The sequence below is a fragment of the Xanthomonas vasicola genome (assembly GCF_000772705.2).
Classification (GTDB): domain Bacteria; phylum Pseudomonadota; class Gammaproteobacteria; order Xanthomonadales; family Xanthomonadaceae; genus Xanthomonas; species Xanthomonas vasicola.
Window position 1 is genome coordinate 142728 of the sequence record NZ_JSBW02000041.1, and the last position, 21940, is coordinate 164667.

General features: G+C 63.7%; 16 protein-coding genes. 4 read left to right on the plus strand and 12 right to left on the minus strand.

Going from position 1 to position 21940, the window contains the following annotated elements:
- The first annotated feature begins 9 nt into the window (after positions 1 to 9).
- Positions 10 to 1011 carry a magnesium and cobalt transport protein CorA gene (locus NX05_RS11700; protein ID WP_039434542.1) on the plus strand — a complete coding sequence of 334 codons (1002 nt, stop codon included), beginning with the start codon at positions 10 to 12 and terminating at the stop codon, positions 1009 to 1011.
- A gap of 159 nt (positions 1012 to 1170) precedes the next feature.
- On the opposite strand, the gene NX05_RS11705 is transcribed toward NX05_RS11700, so the two are convergent.
- From NX05_RS11705 to NX05_RS11755, 11 genes are all read right to left on the minus strand, one after another.
- Positions 1171 to 2535, minus strand: coding sequence for an NAD-dependent succinate-semialdehyde dehydrogenase (locus NX05_RS11705; RefSeq protein WP_039434972.1), 1365 nt, complete (start codon positions 2533 to 2535; stop codon positions 1171 to 1173).
- Positions 2536 to 2750: 215 nt separating this feature from the next.
- Positions 2751 to 3599 (minus strand): ABC transporter permease subunit, encoded by an 849-nt coding sequence (locus NX05_RS11710; protein WP_039434538.1) that lies wholly within the window; start codon positions 3597 to 3599, stop codon positions 2751 to 2753.
- Positions 3596 to 4507, minus strand: a complete 912-nt coding sequence (locus NX05_RS11715) for an ABC transporter permease subunit (RefSeq protein ID WP_039434536.1) — start codon at positions 4505 to 4507, stop codon at positions 3596 to 3598. Before NX05_RS11715 ends, NX05_RS11710 begins: the two co-directional genes overlap by 4 nt.
- Positions 4504 to 5637 carry an ABC transporter ATP-binding protein gene (locus NX05_RS11720; RefSeq protein ID WP_039434533.1) on the minus strand — a complete coding sequence of 378 codons (1134 nt, stop codon included), beginning with the start codon at positions 5635 to 5637 and terminating at the stop codon, positions 4504 to 4506. The genes NX05_RS11715 and NX05_RS11720 overlap by 4 nt, the downstream gene beginning before the upstream one ends.
- Before the next feature lie 145 nt (positions 5638 to 5782).
- The gene (locus tag NX05_RS11725) at positions 5783 to 7276 is read right to left on the minus strand and encodes an efflux transporter outer membrane subunit (protein ID WP_039434530.1); all 1494 of its coding nucleotides are present in this window, start codon (positions 7274 to 7276) and stop codon (positions 5783 to 5785) included.
- Positions 7277 to 7280: 4 nt separating this feature from the next.
- Positions 7281 to 8867 (minus strand): MDR family MFS transporter, encoded by a 1587-nt coding sequence (locus NX05_RS11730; protein ID WP_039434527.1) that lies wholly within the window; start codon positions 8865 to 8867, stop codon positions 7281 to 7283.
- Positions 8864 to 10066 carry an HlyD family secretion protein gene (locus NX05_RS11735; protein WP_039434523.1) on the minus strand — a complete coding sequence of 401 codons (1203 nt, stop codon included), beginning with the start codon at positions 10064 to 10066 and terminating at the stop codon, positions 8864 to 8866. Before NX05_RS11735 ends, NX05_RS11730 begins: the two co-directional genes overlap by 4 nt.
- 271 nt (positions 10067 to 10337) lie before the next feature.
- Positions 10338 to 11453: a polyamine ABC transporter substrate-binding protein gene (locus NX05_RS11740; RefSeq protein ID WP_010382478.1), complete on the minus strand. Its 1116-nt coding sequence runs from the start codon at positions 11451 to 11453 to the stop codon at positions 10338 to 10340.
- 220 nt (positions 11454 to 11673) lie between these two features.
- Entirely contained in the window at positions 11674 to 13041 is a 1368-nt protein-coding gene (locus NX05_RS11745) for an aspartate aminotransferase family protein (protein ID WP_039434521.1), read from the minus strand.
- A 334-nt stretch (positions 13042 to 13375) separates the two neighbouring features.
- Positions 13376 to 14761 (minus strand): glutamine synthetase family protein, encoded by a 1386-nt coding sequence (locus tag NX05_RS11750; protein ID WP_010382481.1) that lies wholly within the window; start codon positions 14759 to 14761, stop codon positions 13376 to 13378.
- 6 nt (positions 14762 to 14767) lie between these two features.
- Positions 14768 to 15523, minus strand: a complete 756-nt coding sequence (locus tag NX05_RS11755; RefSeq protein WP_039434518.1) for a gamma-glutamyl-gamma-aminobutyrate hydrolase family protein — start codon at positions 15521 to 15523, stop codon at positions 14768 to 14770.
- Between the two features lie 144 nt (positions 15524 to 15667).
- On the opposite strand from NX05_RS11755, the gene NX05_RS11760 reads away from it, so the two are divergent.
- From NX05_RS11760 to NX05_RS11770, 3 genes are all read left to right on the plus strand, one after another.
- Positions 15668 to 17047 carry a glutamine synthetase family protein gene (locus tag NX05_RS11760; RefSeq protein ID WP_039434515.1) on the plus strand — a complete coding sequence of 460 codons (1380 nt, stop codon included), beginning with the start codon at positions 15668 to 15670 and terminating at the stop codon, positions 17045 to 17047.
- Positions 17044 to 18363: an NAD(P)/FAD-dependent oxidoreductase gene (locus NX05_RS11765; protein ID WP_170962535.1), complete on the plus strand. Its 1320-nt coding sequence runs from the start codon at positions 17044 to 17046 to the stop codon at positions 18361 to 18363. The genes NX05_RS11760 and NX05_RS11765 overlap by 4 nt, the downstream gene beginning before the upstream one ends.
- Before the next feature lie 84 nt (positions 18364 to 18447).
- A complete protein-coding gene (locus NX05_RS11770; RefSeq protein WP_017112538.1) occupies positions 18448 to 19746 on the plus strand; it encodes a diguanylate cyclase in 1299 nt (432 codons plus the stop codon).
- Between the two features lie 307 nt (positions 19747 to 20053).
- On the opposite strand, the gene NX05_RS11775 is transcribed toward NX05_RS11770, so the two are convergent.
- Entirely contained in the window at positions 20054 to 21334 is a 1281-nt protein-coding gene (locus NX05_RS11775) for an MFS transporter (protein ID WP_039434510.1), read from the minus strand.
- Positions 21335 to 21940 lie beyond the last annotated feature (606 nt).

The following is a 21940-nucleotide window of genomic DNA, read 5'->3' on the forward strand; positions in this document are numbered from 1 at the left end:
GATGCGCCCATGAACAATCACGGCCATCACCACGATAATCCGTCCTGCGTCATCACCTGCGCCTACTACGACGGTGAAGGCAGGCGCCACGACATCAGCCTGGAACAGATCAGCGATGTGCTGCAGCGCCCGGATGGCTTCGTCTGGGTGGGTCTGTACGAACCGCAGGAATCGGTGCTGCACAAGTTGCAGGACGAATTCGGCCTGCACGATCTGGCGATCGAAGACGCACTCAAAGCGCATCAGCGACCCAAGGCCGAGAGTTACGGCAATTCCTTGTTCGTGGTGGTCAATACCGCGCAGTTGGTCAACGAGCGCATCCGCTATGGCGAGACGCATGCGTTCCTGGGTAAACGCTTTCTGCTGACCGTGCGCCACGGCGCATCGCTGTCGTACGCGCCGGTGCGTCATCGCGTTGAACGCGAGCCGGCGATGCTGCACATGGGCCCGTCGTTCTGCCTATACGGCGTGCTCGATTTCGTGGTCGACAATTACCTGCCGATCATGGACGAGTTCCGCGACACGCTGGAACGCCTGGAAAAAGACATTTTCGCCGATGACTACAAGCGCGAAACGGTGGTGCGCCTGTATGAGCTCAAGCGCGAACTCAACAAGATGAGGTTGGTGGTTGCGCCGCTGCAGGATGTGCTCTCGCACCTCAAGCGCAACCCTGGCTCACTGATCCACAAAGAAGTGGGCATCTACCTGCGCGACGTGCTTGATCACGCCGTGCGCACCAGCGACGCCATCGACACCTTGCGCGAAATGCTGGGCACTGCGCTGAGCGTCAACCTTTCCATGGTCACGCTCGCCCAGGGCGAGACCGTCAAACGCCTGGGTGCCTGGGCCGCCCTGCTGGCCGCCCCGACCCTGATCACCAGTTGGTACGGCATGAACTTCACCCACATGCCAGAGCTCGACGCCCGCTACGCCTACCCACTGCTGGTCGCCGGCATCGTGGGCTCGTGCCTGGTGTTGTATCGCCTGTTCAAGCGCGCTCGGTGGCTTTAGGGCCGCGGTGCGGCCCGAGATTCGAGATCGGGCATTCGGGATTGGTTTGAGCAGTTGAGCAGTTGGCTGGTTGTTGATTTTCAACCTGGGCCAGGATGCTCGTAAGTCGCGATCGTCTGCTCTTACGAATCCCCAATTCCGAATCCCAAATCCCCGCCGTCAAGCCACATAAATCGTCTTGATGTTCATGAACTCGTGGATGCCGTGATCGGCCAGTTCGCGGCCGAAGCCGGAACGTTTTATGCCGCCGAAGGGCAAGCGTACATCGCTCTTGACCACTGAATTGACGAATGCCGCGCCGCACTGCAACTGCTGCGCCACGCGTTCGCCGCGCTTGGCATCTGCGCTCCACACGCTGCCGCCCAGACCGAAGGTGGTGTCGTTGGCGACGCGCACCGCTTCTGCTTCATCCGCAACCCGAATGATCGAGGCGACCGGGCCGAACAATTCTTCGTCGTAGGCCGGCATGCCGGGGGCGACATTGTCGAGGATAGTTGCCGGATAACCGGCATGCGAGCCGGCTATGGGTTCGCCGCCCAGCAAGACCTTGGCGCCCTTTTCCACGCTGGCCTGCACCTGCTTGTGTAGTTCGTCGCGCAGGTCGGCACGTGCCATCGGCGCCAGCGTGGTGCTCTCTTGCTGCGGGTCACCGAGGACACGCTTGGCTGCGGCGGCGACGAAGCGCTCGATGAACTGGTCGGCGATCGCATCCACCACGATGAAACGCTTGGCGGCGATGCAGGTTTGCCCGCTGTTGTCGAAGCGCGACTTCACGGCCGATTGCACGGTGTGCGCCAGATCGGCGTCTTCCAGCACCACGAACGCGTCGCTACCGCCGAGCTCCATCACGCACTTCTTGAGTTGGTCGCCTGCATTGGCGGCCAGCGAGCGACCGGCGCGTTCGCTGCCGGTCAAGGTCACCGCGGCAATGCGGTCATCGCGCAGTACATCGGCAGCCTGGTCGTTATCGATATGCAGTACATCGAATACCCCCGGCGGAATACCGGCAGCGTCGAGCAACTCCTTCATGGCATCGGCGCAGCGCGGCACATTGCTGGCGTGCTTGATCAGCGACACGTTGCCGGCCATCAGGCTGGGTGCCAGAAACCGGAAGGCCTGCCACAACGGAAAATTCCACGGCATCACTGCGAACACGCAGCCCAGTGGTTCATAGCGCACGTAGCTGGATTGCGCTTCGGTGGGAATGTTGTGCGGCGCCAGATATTCGGCGGCGTGTTCGGCGTAATACGTGCAAGCCTGAGCGCACTTGTCGATCTCGGCCAGCGCCTCGCGGCGCAGCTTGCCCATCTCGGCAGTCATGATGCGCTGCAGGTCTTCGCGTTGCTTGGTCAGCTCTTCGCCGACGCGCCGCAGCAACGCGCCACGCTCGCCCAGCGGCAACGCAGCCCAGGCCGGAAATGCCTTGGCGGAGGCGGCCAGGCGCGCTTCGATAGCAGCGGCGTCAAGCGTCTGCTGGGTGTGCTCGACCTGGCCATTGGCCGGGTTGACGGTGTCGTAGGACATGGCGTTCTCCAATAGCAAGGCCGCCATGCTAGTCGCCGGAAAGTTGTAGCCGCGTCACAACCGCCTGAAACTGCTGCAACAGTGTGTTTGCGTGCACGTGTTCGCTAACCACACCTTGGTACGCGTGGAGATCAGCTTGGTCTGGGTGCGCGAGAGAAAAACAGGCAGCAAGGCATCGCATGTCTCCTGACCTTAAGACTGACCTCCTGCAACGCTCAACCTTCGCGCTGCAACGCCAGTTGCGCATCGCGCAAACGGCGTTTTTCGCTGCGCGCCAGCAACCACCAGCCGATCACCGCAGCCACCGAGACCGCCAGCACCATCACCGTGGCAAGGGCGTTGATCTTGGGGCTGATGCCCAGGCGCACCGACGAGAACACCTTGATCGGCAAGGTGGTGGAATTGGGCCCGGCCAGGAAACTGGCGATCACCACATCGTCCAGCGACAGCGTAAAAGCCAGCAGCCAGCCCGATGCCAAGGCCGGCGCGATGATCGGCAAGGTGATCAGGAAAAATACCTTTAACGGTGTGGCGCCGAGATCCATCGCCGCTTCTTCCAGCGAGCGGTCCAGTTCCTGCAGCCGCGAGGAAATCACCACCGTGACGAATGAGACGGTGAAGGTGACATGCGCCAGCCAGATCGCCACCGCGCCGCCCGGCGCCATACCGAGCACGCCGCCCATCGACACCAGCAATAGCAGGATCGACAAACCAATGATCACCTCGGGCATCACCAACGGCGCGGTGATCAGTGCGCCAAACAGGGTTTTGCCGGGGAAACGCCGCATGCGCACCATCGCCATCGCGGCCATCGTGCCCAGCACCGTCGATGCGCAGGCCGTCCAGAACGCCACCTCCAAACTGACCCAGGCGGCGTCCAGCAATTGCCGGTCACGCAGCAATTCGCCATACCACTTGGTCGAAAACCCGCCCCACACCGTGGCCAGACGGGAGGCATTGAACGAATACACCATCAGCAACAGGATCGGCAGGTACAGAAACCCAAAACCCAGCGCGAGTACGCCGCCACCGAGCAGGCGCCCACCGCGGGAGGCACGCATCACGTCTGCCGCCCTTCCAGCTCACGCTGCTGGTAGCGGTGGAAGATCACGACCGGCAGCAACAACAACAGCAGCATCACCGTGGCCACGGCCGCTGCCACTGGCCAGTCGCGGTTGTTGAAGAACTCGCCCCACAGCACGCGCCCGATCATCAAGGTGTTCGGCCCACCCAGCATTTCCGGAATGACGAATTCGCCCACCGCCGGAATCATCACCAGCATGCAGCCGGCCACGATGCCGTTACGCGACAGTGGCAAGGTGATGCGCACGAATGCGTGCCATGGCCGCGCGCCCAGATCATAGGCGGCTTCAAGCAGGCGCTGATCATGCTTGACCAGGTTGGCGTACAGCGGCAACACCATGAACGGCAAATAGCAGTACACGATGCCGATGTAGGCGGCGATTGGCGTGTACAACAACTGCAACGGCTGCTTGATCAGGCCCAACGCCAGCAATGCCTGATTGAGCACGCCATTGCCGTCGAGAATGCCGATCCATGCGTACACGCGGATCAGGAACGAGGTCCACGAAGGCAGCACCACCAGCATCATCGCCACGTTGCGGGTTGCCAATGGCAGCCGCGCGATCACGTACGCCATCGGGTAACCGACCAACAGCGCCAATGCGGTGGAAATGGCAGCGATCTTGATCGAACTCAGGTACGCGGCCACGTACTGGCTGTCGCGCAGCAAGGCCAGATAGTTGCCCAACTGCAGTTTGAGGCTCACCGCGCCGTCGGCTGCGACCGCGAACAGCGGCGTATACGGCGGCATGGCGGTGGCGCGCTCGGCGAAGGAAATCTTCAGCACGATCAAAAACGGAATCGCAAAGAACACCAGCAGCCACACATACGGTGCGGCGATCACGCCCCAGCGCGCGCCCGGCAGCCCGCGACGTAACAATCGCTTCATGCGGTCAGCACCACGCCGTCGTCTTCGCCCCAGCTCACCCACACGGTGTCGCCCCAGGTTAGCGCTTCGCTGGCCCAGCGCTGGCGATTGGCGAAGTTGGCCATCAGCTTGACCCCACTCGGCAAGCGCACGTGATACACCGAATGGCTGCCGAAATAGGCGATATCTTCGATCACACCCTGCGCCTTGTTGCAGGCCTGCGTTGGCGCGCCCTTGCCGATGACGAGCTTTTCCGGGCGCAGCGCGAACGCCACCGCCTGCCCTTCGAAGCCGGTGATGCCGTGACCGATGTGGATGCAGGCATCGAATGCAGACGTCTTCAAGGCGACGTAATCCGGTTGGTCTTCGGCAATCACTGCATCGATCAGATTGACCGAGCCGATGAACTCGGCCGCAAAGCGATTGGCCGGTTGCTCGTAGATTTCGTCGGGCGTGCCGATCTGCTGGATCCAGCCCTGATCCATCAGCGCGATGCGGGTGGCCATGGTCATCGCCTCTTCCTGATCGTGGGTGACCATGACGCAGGTGACGCAGGAGGTTTCAATGATGTTGACCAGCTCCAGCTGCATCTGCGAGCGCAGCTTTTTATCCAGCGCGCCCATCGGCTCGTCCAGCAACAACAGCTTGGGTCGCTTGGCCAGCGAGCGCGCCAGAGCCACGCGTTGCTGCTGCCCGCCGGAGAGCTGATGCGGCTTGCGCTTGGCTAGCGTGCCAAGCTGCACCAGCTCGAGCATCTCGCCGACACGGGTGGCGACCGCAGTCTTGGACACGCCTTCCTGCTTCAACCCGAAAGCGATGTTCTGCTCTACGCTCATATGCGGAAACAGCGCATACGACTGGAACATCATGTTGATCGGGCGTTCGTACGGCGGCAGCGCGTCGATGGGCTGGCCATCCAGGACGATGCGCCCTTTGGTCGGGCGCTCGAACCCCGCAAGACAGCGCAACAGCGTGGATTTGCCGCTGCCCGAGCCGCCCAGCAGCGCGAAAATTTCGCCCTTGCGGATCTGCAGGCTAACATCGTCGACCGCGACGAATCCGTCGAACTCCTTGCGGACCGCGTTGATGCTCAGGTAACCGCTGCCGTCAGGAGCAACGTGCGGCTGCGGCGTGGTCTCGGGCGATGCCATCGAACCTCTCATTCTTCCCAATGCAGGCTGCCAACACAGCGACCGACGACCATCGTGGCAAAACGCGAGCGCGGCACTGTGCTTGAATCCGCCGCGCAACTGCCACGGTCGCCTGGCAGTTGCGCAGTTGCGTTGCTAGCGGCGCTCAGCGCGCGCCCTGCGCCTGCTCGCTCCAACCCAATCCCAAACTCTTCTGCAGGGCGACGTAGTTCACCAGCAATTGCACCTGCGCCTGCGCGGCGGCGTCCTGTGCCGACAACTGCTGGCGCTGTACATCCAGCACATCGATGGATGAGGTGGCGCCGGCATCGCGACGTTGCTGCATCAGCCCGGCCGAGCGCGTGGCCGAGGCTTCGGCCTGGCGCGCGACCACCAGCTGCTTGCGTGCTGAACCGAAGCGCGCCAACGCCGAATTGGCATCCTGCAACGCAGCCAACACCGTACCTTCGTACGCCGCCGCACGACCGGCATTGCCGGCGCGCGCCTGCTCCACCTGCGCGCGGGTCTTGCCGAAATCGAAGATCGACCAGCGCAGCATCGGCACGGCCAACGTGGTCAGCGCATCGGAGTTGAAATCGCTCGGCGAGCCGGCGACCCAACTCAATCCGCCCAGCAGACTGACCTGCGGGAAATAGCCGTTCAAGGCCTCGCCGATCTGCGCACTGGACGCGGCCAGCTCACGCTCGGCCTTGCGCACGTCCGGGCGCCGGCGGATCAGCGCGCCGGCATCGTCCACGCGCACCTGGGTGGGCAACATCGGCAGCGGCTGCGGCGTAGCCAGCTGCGCATCCAGCGCGCCAGGCTCGCGTCCGACCATCAGCGCCAGCTGGTCCAGCGCTTCCTGCGATTGCATTTCCAACGGCAGGCGCTGCGCTTCCTGCTGCTGCACCTGAGTGGCGATCTGCTCGACCTGCAGGTCCGACGCGGCGCCCTGCCCACGACGTTGCTGCACCAACTGCAAGGTCTGGCGGATCTTGCCCAGGTTGGCATCGGCAATCGCCAGGCGGGCCTGCAAGCCGCGGTAGTTGAGGTAGACCTGCCCGACTTCGGCGGCCAGCTGCACTTGCGCATCGGCCAGCTCGGCCTCGGAGGCTTGCGCCTGTGCCAACGCACCTTCGGCGGCGCGGCGGCGGCGGCCGAAGAAATCCAGCTCCCAGCTCGCATCGAAACCGGCGCTGTAGATCTGGGCCTTTTCCAGATCCAGCGCCTGGTTGCCGGCAGCCGGTGACTGGCCGGGCTGGCCTTGTTGCTGCAGCCCACCCAGCGTATCGACGATGGTCTGCGGCGGCTCGGCGTAGGCATATAGCGCGCTGGCATTGAGCTTAGGCAAGCGCTCGGCGCGGCGTTGCTGCGCCAGCGCGCGGTTGGCGCGTAACCGCGCCTGCGCGGCGCGCAAGTTGGGGCTGTCGGCCAATGCCTGGGTGACCAACTGGGTGAGGGTCGGGTCGTGCAGTTCTTCCCACCAATGGTTCAACGGTGCGGCGGCGACCACATCCGCACCACTGGCGCGATGCAGCGCCGGCGCCTGTATCGCCGCATCGGCTACGGCCGGCGGCTTGGTGTAGTTGGGGCCGAGCATGCAGCCGCCGAGCAGCAGCGTGCTCAACGCCACCGCCAGCGGCATGCGGATCAGGCGCATGGAATCAGTGCATTGCAAGGTGCGCCCCCTTGGGTAACGGCTTGAGCAAAAAGGCCAGCGGAATCGTGCAGACCACGATCACGCCGAAGATCCAGAACAGATCGCTATAGGTCATTACCAGGGCCTGCTGCTGCACCAACCGGGCCAGCTGCGCGACCGAGCGAATGGCCGCCTCGCCGCCGGCGCTGGCCTGCATCTGTGCAGTGATCCCAGCCAGAAAATCCTGCGCACGCGACGAATTGGCAGTGACGGCGCTGCCGATGGTTTCGGTGTGGAAGGTCATGCGGCGCTCCTGAAAGGTGGAGATCAGCGCCAGACCGACCGAGCCGCCCAGGTTGCGGCCGGCATTGAACAAGCCGGAGGCATCGCCTGCCAGTTTCGGCGGAACCGACGAAATCGCCGCCTGATTGAGCGACATCATTGCCAGCGCCAGGCCGCATCCCTGCAGCAACTGCCCGGCAACAAAATGCGTGCCCACGGTGTCGGCGGTCAGCGTCAGATTGGCGAAGCAGGCAGCGGCAAAACAGATCAACCCGGCAATCACCAGAATGCGCACGTCCACCGTTTCCAGCAGCTTGGGCATCATCGGCATCAGCAGCACGGTCGGCAGCCCGGACAGTAGCAGCACATAGCCAGCCTGCTCGGTGTTGTAGCCGGAGATCACCGCCAGGAACTGCGGAATCATGTACATGACGCCGAACAGGATCATGCCCACCGCCATCACCATAATGAAGACCGCGCCGAAGCTGCGATGCACCAGCAGCGACAGCCGGATCACCGGAGGCCGGCGCCGAAATTGACTGATCACCAAGGCGATGAATCCGCTCAGCGCAATCAGGCTCAGCGTATTGATCTCGCTGGACTCGAACCAACGCTCGCGCTGGCCTTCTTCCAGCACCACAGTCAGCCCGCCAAGACCGGCAGTCAGCCCATAGATGCCTAACCAATCAGCATTGAGCAGGCCGGCCCAGTCGCCTTTCTCATGCGTGAGGCCGAGCAGGAGCAATGCGACCAGACCAACGCAGATCGGCACGTTGATGAAAAACGCGTAGTGCCAGCTGACGTTTTCGGTGAGCCAGCCACCGAGCAGCGGGCCGACCACTGGGCCCATGATCACGGTCATGCCGAACAGCGCCGTGCCCATGGTCTGCTGGCTCGGCGGTAGCCGCGTGGCCACGATGGTCAACGCAGTCGGAATCAAGGCACCACCGGCCAGACCCTGCCCCACGCGCCCGATGATCATCATCGTCAACGACGTCGATAGCCCGCACACCACCGAAAACGCGGTGAACATCACCGCGCAGATCAGCAAAAAGTTGCGCAGGCCCAGCGTGCGCACGAACCAACCGGTCAGCGGGATCATGATGATCTCGGCGACCAGATACGCGGTGGAGATCCAGGTGCCTTCGGTGCCGCTGGCGCCGACTTCGCCCTGGATGGTGGGCAGCGCGGCATTGACGATGGAAATATCCAGCGTCGCCATGAACGAGCCGATGGTGCCGGCCAGCACCGCCAACCAGGCACCCGGCTCGGCCTTCTCGCGCTGGGCGCTACCGCCGGCATGCGGGCCGGTGGCGGCAGTTGCACTCATCGCGCGCGCTCCTGCTCCTGCACGCGGTCGGATTCCTCTTCGGCACGCTGCTTGGCGTCCTTGGCCGAGCGCGTGTCGACGGTAACTTCCACCGACATGCCCGGCACCAGCACCTTGCGCGCCTCGTCGCCGGCCAGCACGCGAATGCGCACCGGCACGCGCTGCACCACCTTGGTGAAGTTGCCGGTGGCGTTTTCCGGCGGCAGCAACGCGAACTGCGAGCCGGTGCCCGGCGACAGGCTCTCGACCTTGCCGTGCAGCTTAACGCCAGACAGCGCATCGACCTCGATTTCGGCCGGCTGGCCGGGGCGCATCAGGCCGACCTGGGTTTCCTTGAAATTGGCGACCAGATACAGCGATTCCTGCGGCACGATGGTCATGGTGCGGGTGCCGGCGCCAAGGAACTGGCCTACCTGCACGGTCTTGTCGCCGACCCGGCCGTGGATGCGGCTGGTCAGACGGGTGTCTTCCACCGCCACGCGTGCCTGGTCGGCGTCGGCGGTGGCCTGCTTCACGCCCGCCTGCGCCTGCTCCAGCTGCGCGCGGCTGGCCTGGATCTGGCTTTCGCCGGCCTTGGCCTGCGCCTGCGCAGCGTCGTACTGGGCGCGTGCGCGAGCAAGATCGTGCTGCAGGCTTTCCTGGTGCTCGTGGGTATCAGCGCCGGAGGCGGCCAACGGCGCAAAGCGCTTCACTTCGGCCTGAGCGAACTTGAGGCTAGCAGCCGCTGCGGTGACCTGGGTACGCGCCTGCAACAACGCCGATTCCTGCGCGGAGACATTGGCGGTGGCAGCGACGATATCGGCCTGACGCGCAGCAATTGCGGCTTCGGCTTGCTGCAAGGTGGCCTGATAGGTGCGATCGTCGATCTGCAGCAGCGGCTGGCCGGCCTCCACGATCTGGTTGTCGCTCACCAGCACCTTGGTCACGTAACCGCTGACACGCGGCGCCACGGCCACCGAATCGGCCTGCAGATAGGCGTTATTGGTCTGCTGCATGTAGCGGCCCTTGATCAGGTAATAGGCCAGCCACACCACCAGCAAGATCAGCACCAGCACCCCGACCAGGATCAGCGTCCACTTCACCTTGGGGTTCTTCAACGGCGAGGGCTTGGGCGCCTCCTGCTCGTCGCGCGCGCCGGCACCCTGCGCATCCGTGGCCGAAGACTGGCCGTCATTGGACTGATGGTCGTGATTGCTCAAAGGATGCGTCCTGTGTGATTGGCGAGGCACGCCATGCGTCTGCCAGATCAGCGGCTTCAGCGAAGGCGGCGCAACCATACAATTATTTGTACCGCCCAGTACAGCTTACGTGACGAGCCGATCGGGTGGCATATGGACTGATGGTCACCTGAGCAAGCGGCCATCGCTCTAAGCCGCGCGGCGCAATATGTCTGAACTGTTAGAGGTCGATGCCGGACGAGCGCCTCGCTACGCAGCGCAGCGTTCTGTCGCGCACTCCGTACGCGCCGGCTCAACGACCGGTCTTGATCTCGGTCCACAGCCGCGTGTACAGCCTGTCCACATCCGGCGGATTGATCGCGTAGGTAAACATCTTGGCGGTCACTTCTGGCGGCGGATAGATGGTGGGGTCGTTACGGATTGCGGCATCCACCAGCGGCGTGGCGGTGCGCACGGGGTTGGCGTAATGGATGAAGTTGGTATTGGCCGCGGCCACGTCCGGCTTCAACAGATAATTGATCAAGGCGTAGGCGTTGTCCGGGTGCTTGGCGTCCTTCGGGATGGCCAACATGTCGAACCACTGCGGCGCGCCTTCCTTCGGAATGGCGTACGCCACCTTGATATTGTTGCCGGCTTCCACTGCGCGGTCGCGCGCCTGGATGATGTCGCCCGACCAGCCCACCGCCAGGCAGGTGTTGCCGTTGGCCAGCGAGGTCACGTACTGGCTGGAGTGGAAGTTCTGCACATACGGGCGAATGGTCTTGATCAGCGCGGCAGCTTTTTCGATCTCGGCCGGCGCGGTGCTGTGCGGATCGAGCCCGAGATAATTGAGCGCGATCGGAATCATGTCCGAGGGCGTGTCCAGAATGGTCACTCCGCAATCCTTGAGCTTGGACAGATTCTCCGGCTTGAACACCAGATCCCAGCTGTTGGCAACATCGGTGCTGCCGAAGATCGCCTTGAGTTTGTCGACGTTATAGCCAATACCGGTAGTACCGATCATGTACGGCACGCCATAGGCATTGTTCGGATCCTGCGCTGCAATGCGGCGCATCACGTCCGGATCCAGATTGACCAGATTGGGGATCTTGCTCTTGTCCAGCGGCAGGAAGACGCCAGCCTGAATCTGCCGGCCGAAGAAGTTCAGCGTGGGCACCACAACGTCGTAATCACTACCGCCGGCCAGCAACTTCGTTTCCACCATCTCGTCGCTGTCGAACACGTCATAGGTCACCTTGATGCCGGTGCTCTTTTCGAACGTTGGAATGGTGTCTTCGGCGATGTAATCCGAATAGTTGTAGACGTTAAGCACCTTGGCCTGCGCAGCGGTCTTGCCGGGCGCGCCACTGCCGCCACAGCCGGACAACAGGGTGATGGACAGCGTCAGGGCGAGCAGTCGCAGCGTCATGTGGGTCTCCGGGGCAGCGCGATGTGGGCGGCCGGTGGCGAAGCCGGCCTTGCCCCAGCCTACTCACCGCGCCCGGGTTTGCCCAGCGCAGCCGGGACTGGCACAGGCGGACATCGCCGCTTGGCGGGCGCGGCAGCTGCTGGATTGCGCCGATGCTCGCGCATGGAGTCACCGATCTCTTCCATTTCCCCAGCAGTGCTCTCGGTGCGTGCGCGTCGCGTTATCTGCCCAGCGCCTGCGCGGTGTCCTCCAGCGCAGCCCAGGCTTTGTCGAACAACTCGTCCACCTGCTCGCGGGTGATGATCAACGGCGGCGACAGCAACATGGCATCGTAGGTTGCGCGCAGGATTAGCCCGCGCCGCAGGGCGAAATCGCGGCACATCGCTCCCACACGCCCACGCCCCGGGAAATACACGCCGCGACGCTGCTTGTCCGGCACCAGCTCCAGCGCGCCGACCAGCCCGGCAATGCGCGCCTCGCCAACCAGCCGGTGCTCGCCTAACGCGGCCCAGCGCTGCGCCAGGTACGGCGCAACCTGCGTGCGCGCAGTTTCGACAATGCCTTCATCCTGCAGCAGCCGCAGATTCTCCAACGCCACCGCCGCGCACACCGGGTGCCCGGCGTACGTGCCTCCGTGCGCCAGTTCACCGCCTTGGGTCTTGAGCACACCGGCCACGCGGTCGTTGAACATCGCTGCCGCCAGCGGGATGTAGCCGGAGGTGATGCCTTTGGCCAGCGTCATCACGTCGGGCTGGAAGCCGAAATACTCCGCGCCGAACCACTCGCCAGTGCGCCCGAACCCGCAGATCACTTCATCGGCGACCAGCAGCACATCGTAGTGCCGGCAAAGGCGCTCGATTTCCGGCCAGTAACTGCGCGGCGGGAGATATACGCCGATCGCGCCCATGATCGGCTCGCCAATAAACGCGGCCACATTTTCCGGCCCGAGCTGCAGAATCTTGTCTTCCAGACGACGCGCCGCCAGCAGCCCGTATTCCTCCGGATCCATCTCGCCGCCATCGCCGAAGTGATACGGCGGCGCGATGTGGTGGATATCGGCAATCGGCAACCCGCCCTGCGTGTGCATGCCCTTCATGCCACCCAGGCTGGCACCGGCCACGGTGGTGCCGTGATAACCATCATGTCGACCGATGAAGATGCGTTTTTGCGGCTGCCCCTGCACCGCCCAGAAATGTCGCACCAACCGCAGAATGGTGTCGTTAGCCTCCGACCCCGAATTGGCGAAGAACGCATGATTCAAATCGCCGGGTACCAATTCCGCTAGTTTCGCAGCCAGCTGGATGGTGGGTTCGGTGGTGCACTGAAAGAAGCTGTTGTAATACGCCAACTGCTCCATCTGCCGCGCCGCGGCCTGCGCCAGTTCCTTGCGCCCGTAGCCGATATTGACGCACCACAAGCCACCGAACGCATCGAGCAATTGGTTGCCATCGGCATCCCAGACATACACGCCCTCACCACGGGTCAGAATGCGTGTACCCTTCTGCGCCAATACCGCGTTGTCGTTGAACGGATGCAGATGATGGGCAGCGTCGAGCTGCTGCAACGCGCTGAGCACAGAAGGATCCATGACCTGCTCCGCGTGTGGGGAGTTACAAGCATACCCGTCCTGTGTTGCGGCCTCGTGGATGGCATGAGACGTGACAGTCGCGATCTGCTGCGTGCCTGACACCGCGCGCACTGCCTGGCATTGCTCTGCGTTGCATTGTCTGCGCTCGACTGGCGCTATAGCGCAGCGGAAAATCGAGACTTCGCCGCAAAGTCGAAGTGCTATCGACAAGCGCTCTCAGACATCAAAAGAAACCGGACACCGTACCCCCATCGGCCCTTGGGGCACCTTCTCTCCCATAAAGGGGGACAATGTCCCGGCGGGAGAAGGGAACGCGGCGCGGCGCAAGAACTCCTCACACATTCAACAACAAAAACTCCCGTTCCCACGAACTGATCACCCGAAAGAACGTCTCGTACTCCTTCCGCTTCACCGAAATATAGGCACGCACAAAACGCTGCCCCAATATCTCCTGCAACGCATCGCAGCCTTCCAGCTCATCCAACGCTTCGCCCAGCGAACGCGGCAAATCGTAGCCCTGCTCCTTGCCATTGCTGCTGATCGGCGCGGTGGGTTCGAGCTTTTCGCGAATGCCCAATAATCCGCACGCCAGCGTCGCCGCCATCGCCAGATACGGGTTGGCATCGGAGCCGGCGAAGCGACTTTCCACCCGGATGTTCTGCGGTGCATCGATCGGCACCCGCAGCCCGCAGGTGCGGTTGTCGAAACCCCACAGCACATTGCTTGGCGAGACTTCGCCAAACATCAGCCGGCGATACGAATTGACGTTCGGTGCCAGCAGCCCCATCGCCATCGGAATGTATTTCTGCAGGCCGCCCAGATAATGCGCGAAGGTATCGCTGAAGCCGCCCTCGCGCTTGCCGCTGAACACGTTCTTACCAGTGCCGGCATGCAGCAGGCTCTGGTGAATATGCATCGCACTGCCGGGCTCGGTTTCCATTGGTTTTGCCAGGAAGGTGGCGTACACGCCGTGCCGCAGCGCAGCCTCACGCATGGTGCGTTTGAACAGGAAAACCTGGTCCGCACGCGACAGCGCATCGGCATGGGTGAAGTTGACTTCCAGCTGCGCAGCGCCGGATTCGTGGATCAAGGTATCCACGTCCAGTTCCATCGCATCGCAATAGTCGTACATCAGGTCCAGGATCGGGTCGAACTCGTTGACTGCGTCGATCGAATACGACTGCCGCGCCGTTTCCGGGCGACCCGAGCGGCCTGCCGGCGGCAATAACGGAAAGTCGGGGTCGGTGTTCTTCTGTACCAGAAAGAATTCCAGTTCCGGCGCCACTACCGGTTGCAGCTTGACCTGCGCATAGGCATCCAGCACGCGGCGCAGCACATTGCGTGGGGCAAGTTCGTGCGGCTCGCCATCTTTGGTATAGCAATCGTGGATGACCTGCGCAGTAGGGTCTGCCGCCCACGGCACCATGCGAACGGTGCTGGCATCCGGGCGCAGATGCATGTCCGAATCCGAGGGCGAGGTCAGTTCGTAATAGTCGTCCGGGAAATCGCCGGTGACGGTGGTGGCGAAGATGCCTTCGGGCAGGCGCGTGCCGTAATCGTGCGAGAACTTGTCGGCCGGAATGATCTTGCCGCGCGCGTTGCCGGTGATATCCGGCACCAGGCATTCCACCTCGGTGATGCTGCGCTCTTTAAGCCAGCGGCGCAGTGCGCTCTCTGGCTGCTTGGGCGTGGCTTTGCGCGAACGTGTGCGGATGGACATACAACCTCACTTGCCGCGTTCCGCGGCGTATTGGCGACAGGCCTCGCCGAAGGCCTGAAAGATGGCACGGTAGAACGGATGCTGTGTGACACGCCATTCCGGATGCCACTGCACCGCCAGCAAAAAGCCTGGGCCGGGCCCTCGAAAGGCTTCGATCAAACCATCCGGCGCGGTAGCCTCGACCAACAGCCCCTCGGCCAGCGCGGCAATGCCCTGCCCGTGCAGCGAATTCACCCACACCTGCGCGCTGTCGTTCATGCCGGCCAACCAGCCGTCAGGAGATAGATGCACCACGTGCGCCTGGCCGTATTGCGTGTCCAAGGGTGCCTTGCGGTCTTCGCGGTGGTCGGCCAGGCCGGGCACCGCCTGCACCCGCTGATGCAGGCGCCCGCCCAAGGCCACGTTGACCTCCTGCAAGCCGCGGCAGATCGCCAGCACCGGCAGTCCGCGTGCCAGTGCCTGCGGGATCAGCCCAAGGGTGGTGGCATCGCGCGCCGGGTCGTGCGGGTTGCCTTGCCAGCTGGGCTCATCGCTGTAGTGGTGCGGCTCGACATTGCTGACCGCGCCGGTCAACAGCAGCCCATCCAGCCGCTCCAGCCACACGCTTGCCTCCAACGACGGCTGCAGACTGGGCAACAGCACCGGCATCGCTCCGGCGGCCTCGGCCACTGCGCGGATGTATTTCTCGCCCGCGGCCAGAAACGGATGCGCCCCTTGCAAGATGCGATCGGTCGGCAGGCCGACCAGCGGAACGACAGCCATGCGCAAGAATCCGATGCGGTGGAGGTAAACGTCGATACGGTCGAACTTAGCGCGCCATCGCCGGCATTGCCAAGCGCGCCGCTGCGCTTGCGATTGCTCACGTGCGCTTTGCTACTCTGCGCGGCGACTTCGCAGGTGTTGCCCATGGCTTCCGAGAACTCCATCGCGTCCCTGCCCGCTGCCGATGCCGACACCTTGGCGCAGATCGTCGGCTGCGAAGCAGTCGATCTGTTATTGCCCGACACCAACGGCGTGCTGCGCGGCAAGCGTGTGACCGCCGATACACTGAGCAAGGTTTATCGCGATGGCGTGTGCCTGCCGATGTCGCTGATCGCCACCGACATCACCGGCAACACCGTGGAAGAAACCGGGCTTGGCTACGCCATCGGCGATGCCGACCGTCTCTGCCGGCCACTTGAAGGTACGCTACGCCCGGTGCCATGGGCGCCACGGCCGATGGCGCAGTTGCTGCTGGCGATGCATACCCCCGAAGGCGGTCTGTTCGAGGTTGCCCCGCGTGCGGTGTTGCAGCGCGTGTTGCAGGGATTTAAGGCGCTCGGCCTGACCCCGGTGATTGCCGTGGAGCTGGAGTTCTATCTCTTCGATGCGGTGGCCGATGCGCAGGGGCGCCCGCAGACACCGCGCGACCCGCTCACCGGCGAACGCAACGACAGCACCCAGGTGTATTCGCTGCAGGATCTGGACGACCAACGCGGCTTCACCGATGCCGTCACCGCAGCCTGCAGGCAGCAAGGCATTCCGGCCGACACCGCCGTGGCCGAATACGCGCCCGGCCAGTTCGAAATCAATCTGCAACATCGTGCCGATGCGGTGGCCGCCTGCGATGAGGCGATCCTGCTCAAGCGCACCATCAAAGCGATTGCGCAGCAGCAGGGCAAGCTTGCCAGCTTCATGGCCAAGCCCTTCCCCGGCCAGGCCGGCAGCGGGCTGCATCTGCATGTGAGCCTGCTCGATGGCGCCGGGCACAACGTGCTGGCCAGCGCTGCCAACGCGCCTGCAGACCCGCTCCGCCACGCCATTGCCGGGCTGCAGCGGCATGCCGATGCCTCGCTCCTGATATTTGCGCCGCATGCCAACAGCTATCGGCGCTTCGTCAGTAATGCCTTCGTGCCGCTGGACGCGAGTTGGGGTTTCAACAATCGCACCGTGGCGCTGCGCATCCCGCATAGCGATGCGCATAACACCCGTATCGAGCACCGCATTGCCGGGGCCGATGCCAATCCGTATCTGGCCGCCGCAGCCGTGCTGGCCGCGATGCTGGACGGCCTGCGCAAGCCAGCCGAACCCACTGCGCCCATCAGCGGCAATGCGTATGCGCAGTCGGTGTTCAAGCCGCGCACCTGGCAAGCCGCGGTGGATGCGTTCCTCGGCAGCGACTTTGTCGGCGAGCAGTTCGGTACGCAGTTTCAGCATGTGTTCGGCCAGCAAAAACAACGCGAGTTGCTCGACTACCAGGCGCTGGTGCCCGACCTGGATTACGCGCGGTACCTGCGCACCGTGTGATGGCTCGCCCGCACGCGCCCCCGCCGCAGCGCGATCCACCGGACACCAGCTATCCGGACAGCTGGTACGCGCGCAGCACGCCTGCCCTGCCCCAGCAGCCTCGCCTGCAAGGCGACGGGCATGCCGATGTCTGCATCCTCGGCGGCGGCTATACCGGCCTGACCGCCGCGCTGGCGCTGGCAGAGGCTGGTTACTCCGTCATCGTGCTGGAAGCCCGACGCGTGGGCTGGGGTGCATCCGGGCGCAATGGCGGCCAGGCCATCGTGGGCTATGGGTGTGAGCAGGAAACGCTGGAAGCGCTGGTCGGCAACGACGATGCACGCCTGCTATTCGATTTCTCCCGCGACGGCATGCGCCTGCTGCGCGCGCGCATCGCCCGCCACGCCATCGCCTGCGACTGGCGCGACGGCCATGCCCATGTGCCGCTGAAGCCACGTCAGGTGCGGGCGCTGCAGAACGGCATCGTGCGCATGGCCGAGCGCTACGGCTACCCGCTGGAATGGTGGGACCGCGCGCGCACCCGTCAGGTGCTGGACAGCCCGCTGTATCAAGGCGCCATGTTCGACCCTGCCAGCGGCCATCTGCATCCGCTGTCCTATGCACTGGGCCTGGCCCGTGCCGCGCTGGCCGCCGGCGTGCGCATCTACGAAGACTCGGCCGTGACGAAGCAGCAGCCCGGCACGCGCGTGGTCATGCACACCGCCCACGGCAGCGTCACCGCCGGCTTCGGCGTCATCGCCGGCAATGCCCTGCTGCACGGCATCGCCCCGACGCTGGAGCAGCGCATCATGCCGGTCGGCACCTACGTCGGCGCGACGCCGCCCCTGGGCGAAGCGCGCGCACGCGCCCTGATTGCCAACGACATGGCGGTGGCCGACACCAATTGGGCACTGGATTACTACCGGCTCAGTGCCGACCACCGCCTGCTGTTCGGCGGGCGTGCCAGCTACTCCTCGCGTCCGCCCGCGGGCCTGCAGCGCCTGATGACCCAGCGCATGCACACGGTATTTCCGCAGCTGCACGGCGTGCCGCTGGAAACCCTGTGGGGCGGCTACGTGGACATCTCGCGCAACCGTGCACCGCACTGGGGCCGTCTGACACCCAACCTGTACTTCGCGCAGGGCTTCTCCGGCCACGGGGTGGCTGCCACCGGCCTGGCCGGCCAGGTCATCGCCGAGGCCATCGCCGGCCAGAGCCGGCGCCTGGACGTGTTCGAACGCATTCCGCACCGTCCATTCCCAGGCGGGCAGCGGCTGCGCACCCCGCTGCTGGTAGCGGCGATGAGCTGGTATCGGCTGCGCGATGCGCTGTGGTGATCGGCACGCTCTGGAACGCGGTGCTCAAGTTTTGACGGGCAGGGCCGTTAGCTTACCTGACAGTTCGATCCAGACGGCAAGCCGATGTCACCAGGTACCTTACATCACAATAGTGAAAATGCAGTCTTGCCGCAGCGCGTGCTGTTGGTAGAGAACTCGCGCACATTCACGAGCATGCTGCGCGAAGCCATTGAGCAACGCGTGGAACTTGCGGTCACAGTCGTCTCGACCCTGGCCGAAGCCGCGCGGGTCTTGGACGAAGAGGACGGCTGGTTCCTGGTTCTGACCGGCCTGGTGCTGGTGGATGGCGACCGCGACAAGGTCGTGGAATTCTTTCTTTCGCGCAAACTACCCACCGTGGTGGTCAGCGGTGTGTACGACGAAGATCTGCGCCAGCGCGTGCTGCAGCAGCAGATCATCGATTACGTCTTGAAAAATGCACCGGGCAGCATCGAATACCTGGCCTGGCTGGTGCAGCGCCTGGAGCGCAATCGCCGCATCGCCGCACTGGTGGTGGACGACTCGCTGTCTGCACGCACCTATGCCGGCGCGCTGCTGTCGATGTACGGCTACCGCGTGGTGCTGGCGGCCGACGGCGCTGCCGGGCTGGAAGCGATCGAACATGACCCCGATATTCGTCTGACCATCGTCGACCAGGAAATGCCCGGGATGGATGGCGTGGAATTCACCCGCCGGCTGCGTGCGATCCGCTCGCGCGACAAGGTGGCGGTGATTGGTATTTCCGGTAACAGCGATTCATCGCTGATCCCGCGCTTTTTGAAGAATGGCGCCAACGATTTCCTGCGCAAGCCGTTTTCGCGCGAAGAATTCTTCTGCCGCGTGTCGCAGAACGTGGACCAGCTGGAACTGGTCGGCACGCTGCAGGATCTGGCCACCCGCGACTTCCTCACCGGCCTGCCCAACCGGCGCTATTTTCTGGAACAAAGCCAACGGGTCATTCCCAAGCTGCTGTTGGAGGACCAGACGGTGACCGCGGCGATGGTGGATATCGACCACTTCAAACACATCAACGACACCTGGGGCCACGAAGCCGGCGACCAGGCGTTGCGTGCGGTGGCCGCTTCGGTCTCCGGGCATGCAAGGCCGCAGGATCTGGTGGCGCGCTTCGGCGGCGAAGAATTCTGCCTGCTGGTGCCGGGCCTGGATGCGGCCAACGCCACCACCTATTTCGAGACACTGCGTGAACGCATCAGCGCCCTGCGCGTGCGCGTGGGCGAAGAGACGCTCAGCATGACGGTGAGCATCGGCGTGTGCATCGCCAGCGAAAGCGACCAGTCGTTGCATTACCTGTTGAACGAAGCAGACAAACACCTGTATCTGGCCAAGGCCGGCGGGCGTAACCAGGTGCGTCTGGCAGGCTGATCCTTCCGTCATCTGCTGGCCTAGCAGGCAGTTGCAGACGACGCGCTTGACTACATATGTTGGCTCAAATCAACGCACGCCCGACACATGCGGTTTGCAGTGCGCCCATCGCGCCGGGCAAGCTGCTCCGATGGCGCTGCTTGATGTGGTAGGACGATCTTGGATGTCGTAGATCATGATCACTAAGGCAACGTGGACATGATCACGGCGCTGCCACAGCACCCTCATGCGCGATCGCCTCAGCTTGATCCAGCGCCAACGCGTTGCTACCCGATCCGCACGCTGGTGTGCCCGCTGTCACCTGCGATCAACGGCGCCAGCGCCGCGCCACCACCAGCGCGACCAGGCTCAGCACCGCGGCGCCGCCCAGGTAATACCCCACCGATTGCACGCCATAGCTGGCCGCCAGCTGCGTGGCCACATACGGCGCCGGTGCCGCGCCAAGAATACTGGCCAGATTGAACGACAACGATGCGCCGGTGTAGCGCACCTCGGTGGGATACAGCTCGGCCAGCAGGGTGCCGCAGGGGCCGTAGGTCAGCCCCATGAAGAAAAACCCCAGCGACAGGAATGCCAGCACCTGTAACGGGTGGTTGGCCTGAAATAGCGGCGCAAATGCCAGGCCGAAGGCCACGATGACAATGCTGGCCAACATCATTGCCAGCGGCGCACCGTGGCGGTCACCGAACTTGGCCGACAGCGGAATGCCCAGCGCGAAAAATACGATGCCGGCCATCTGCAACAACAGGAATTGTTCCTTGTCGTAGCCCAGCGTCTTGGTGCCGTAGCCCAGTGCGAACACCGTCATCAGATAGAACAGCACGAAGGTGGCGAACGCGCCCAGCGTGCCGATGATCAGTGCCGGCCAATGCTGCGACACCACCGTGCCCAGCGGCAACTTCACGCGCGTCTTGCGGTCCAGCGTCTTCTGGAAATCCGGCGTCTCGGTGATGCTCAGGCGCACCCACAGCCCCGTCAGCACCAGCAACGCGCTGGCCAAAAACGGCACGCGCCAGCCCCACTGCATGAACTGCGCATCGTCCAGCACGGCGCCCATGCCCAGAAAGGTGCCGGTGGACAACAGAAACCCCAGAGGCCCACCCAGTTGCGGAAACATGCCGTACCAAACGCGCTTGCCAGGCGGCGCATTCTCGGTGGCCAGCAGCACCGCCCCGCCCCATTCGCCGCCCAGGCCCAACCCCTGGCCGAAGCGGCATAACGCCAGCAATGCGGGCGCAAATACACCAATCTGCGCGTAACTGGGCAGCACGCCGATCGCCACCGTCGAAAGGCCCATCGTCAGCAGCGCTGCCACCAGTGTGGCCTTGCGCCCGACCCGATCGCCGAAATGACCGAACACCGCCGAGCCTACCGGCCGCGCAACAAACGCCACTGCAAATGTGGCCAACGACTGCAGCATCGCCGCACTGCCATCGCCGGCGGGAAAGAACAGGGTCGGAAACACCAGCACTGCTGCGGTGGCATAGATGTAGAAATCGAAGAACTCGATGGTGGTGCCGATCAAGCTGGCGAACAGCACGCGCGCAGGTGAATTGGTGGGCGTGGCGAGCGGCGCGGCGGCAGTCATCGTTGATCGGCATCCGGGAACAAGACGCCGATTCTGGCAGATCGCAGCGCCGCTTTGCGCAGGCTAGCCGGTCGATAAAAAGTTACAGGCGTGACCGCCGGCGCTTTGGACTCTAAGTCTCTATCGCTCTGATACCGCTGTGTGGATAGGTGCCTGACAACGCTGAGCCAATGATCGTTAACTGCGTCGTCTGCAATGCTGGCTGTGTCTGCGGCTTTGCTGCAGGGCCCTTGCCCGCCCACCATCGCAGGACACGCTGCAAGTACGTCCTTGTATGCTCCTTGGCGGCATCCATGCGGCCAAGGGTCCCGCGACGGTGAGTGGGCAAGGACCAGTCAAGGTGGTCGGTGTGTAGAGCTTTCAATAAAGCAGCCAGGAACTGTCTGGCGCGGTGTCCTCGCCGATTGCGGGACCGTTGGCGGCATGGATGCTGCAATCGAGCCCCAGGGAAGGGTTACGGCGTGTCCCGCGAGTAGTGAGTTGTCCCTGAAAAATCCCCTTCAAGCGCCCCGTGCCGTCTGTGACAGCGGCACGTGGCTAAAGGATGGCCATTCCATCGCCCGCATCCAGGCACGCAAAAACGCGATCCAGCGCAGCAGCCAGCGC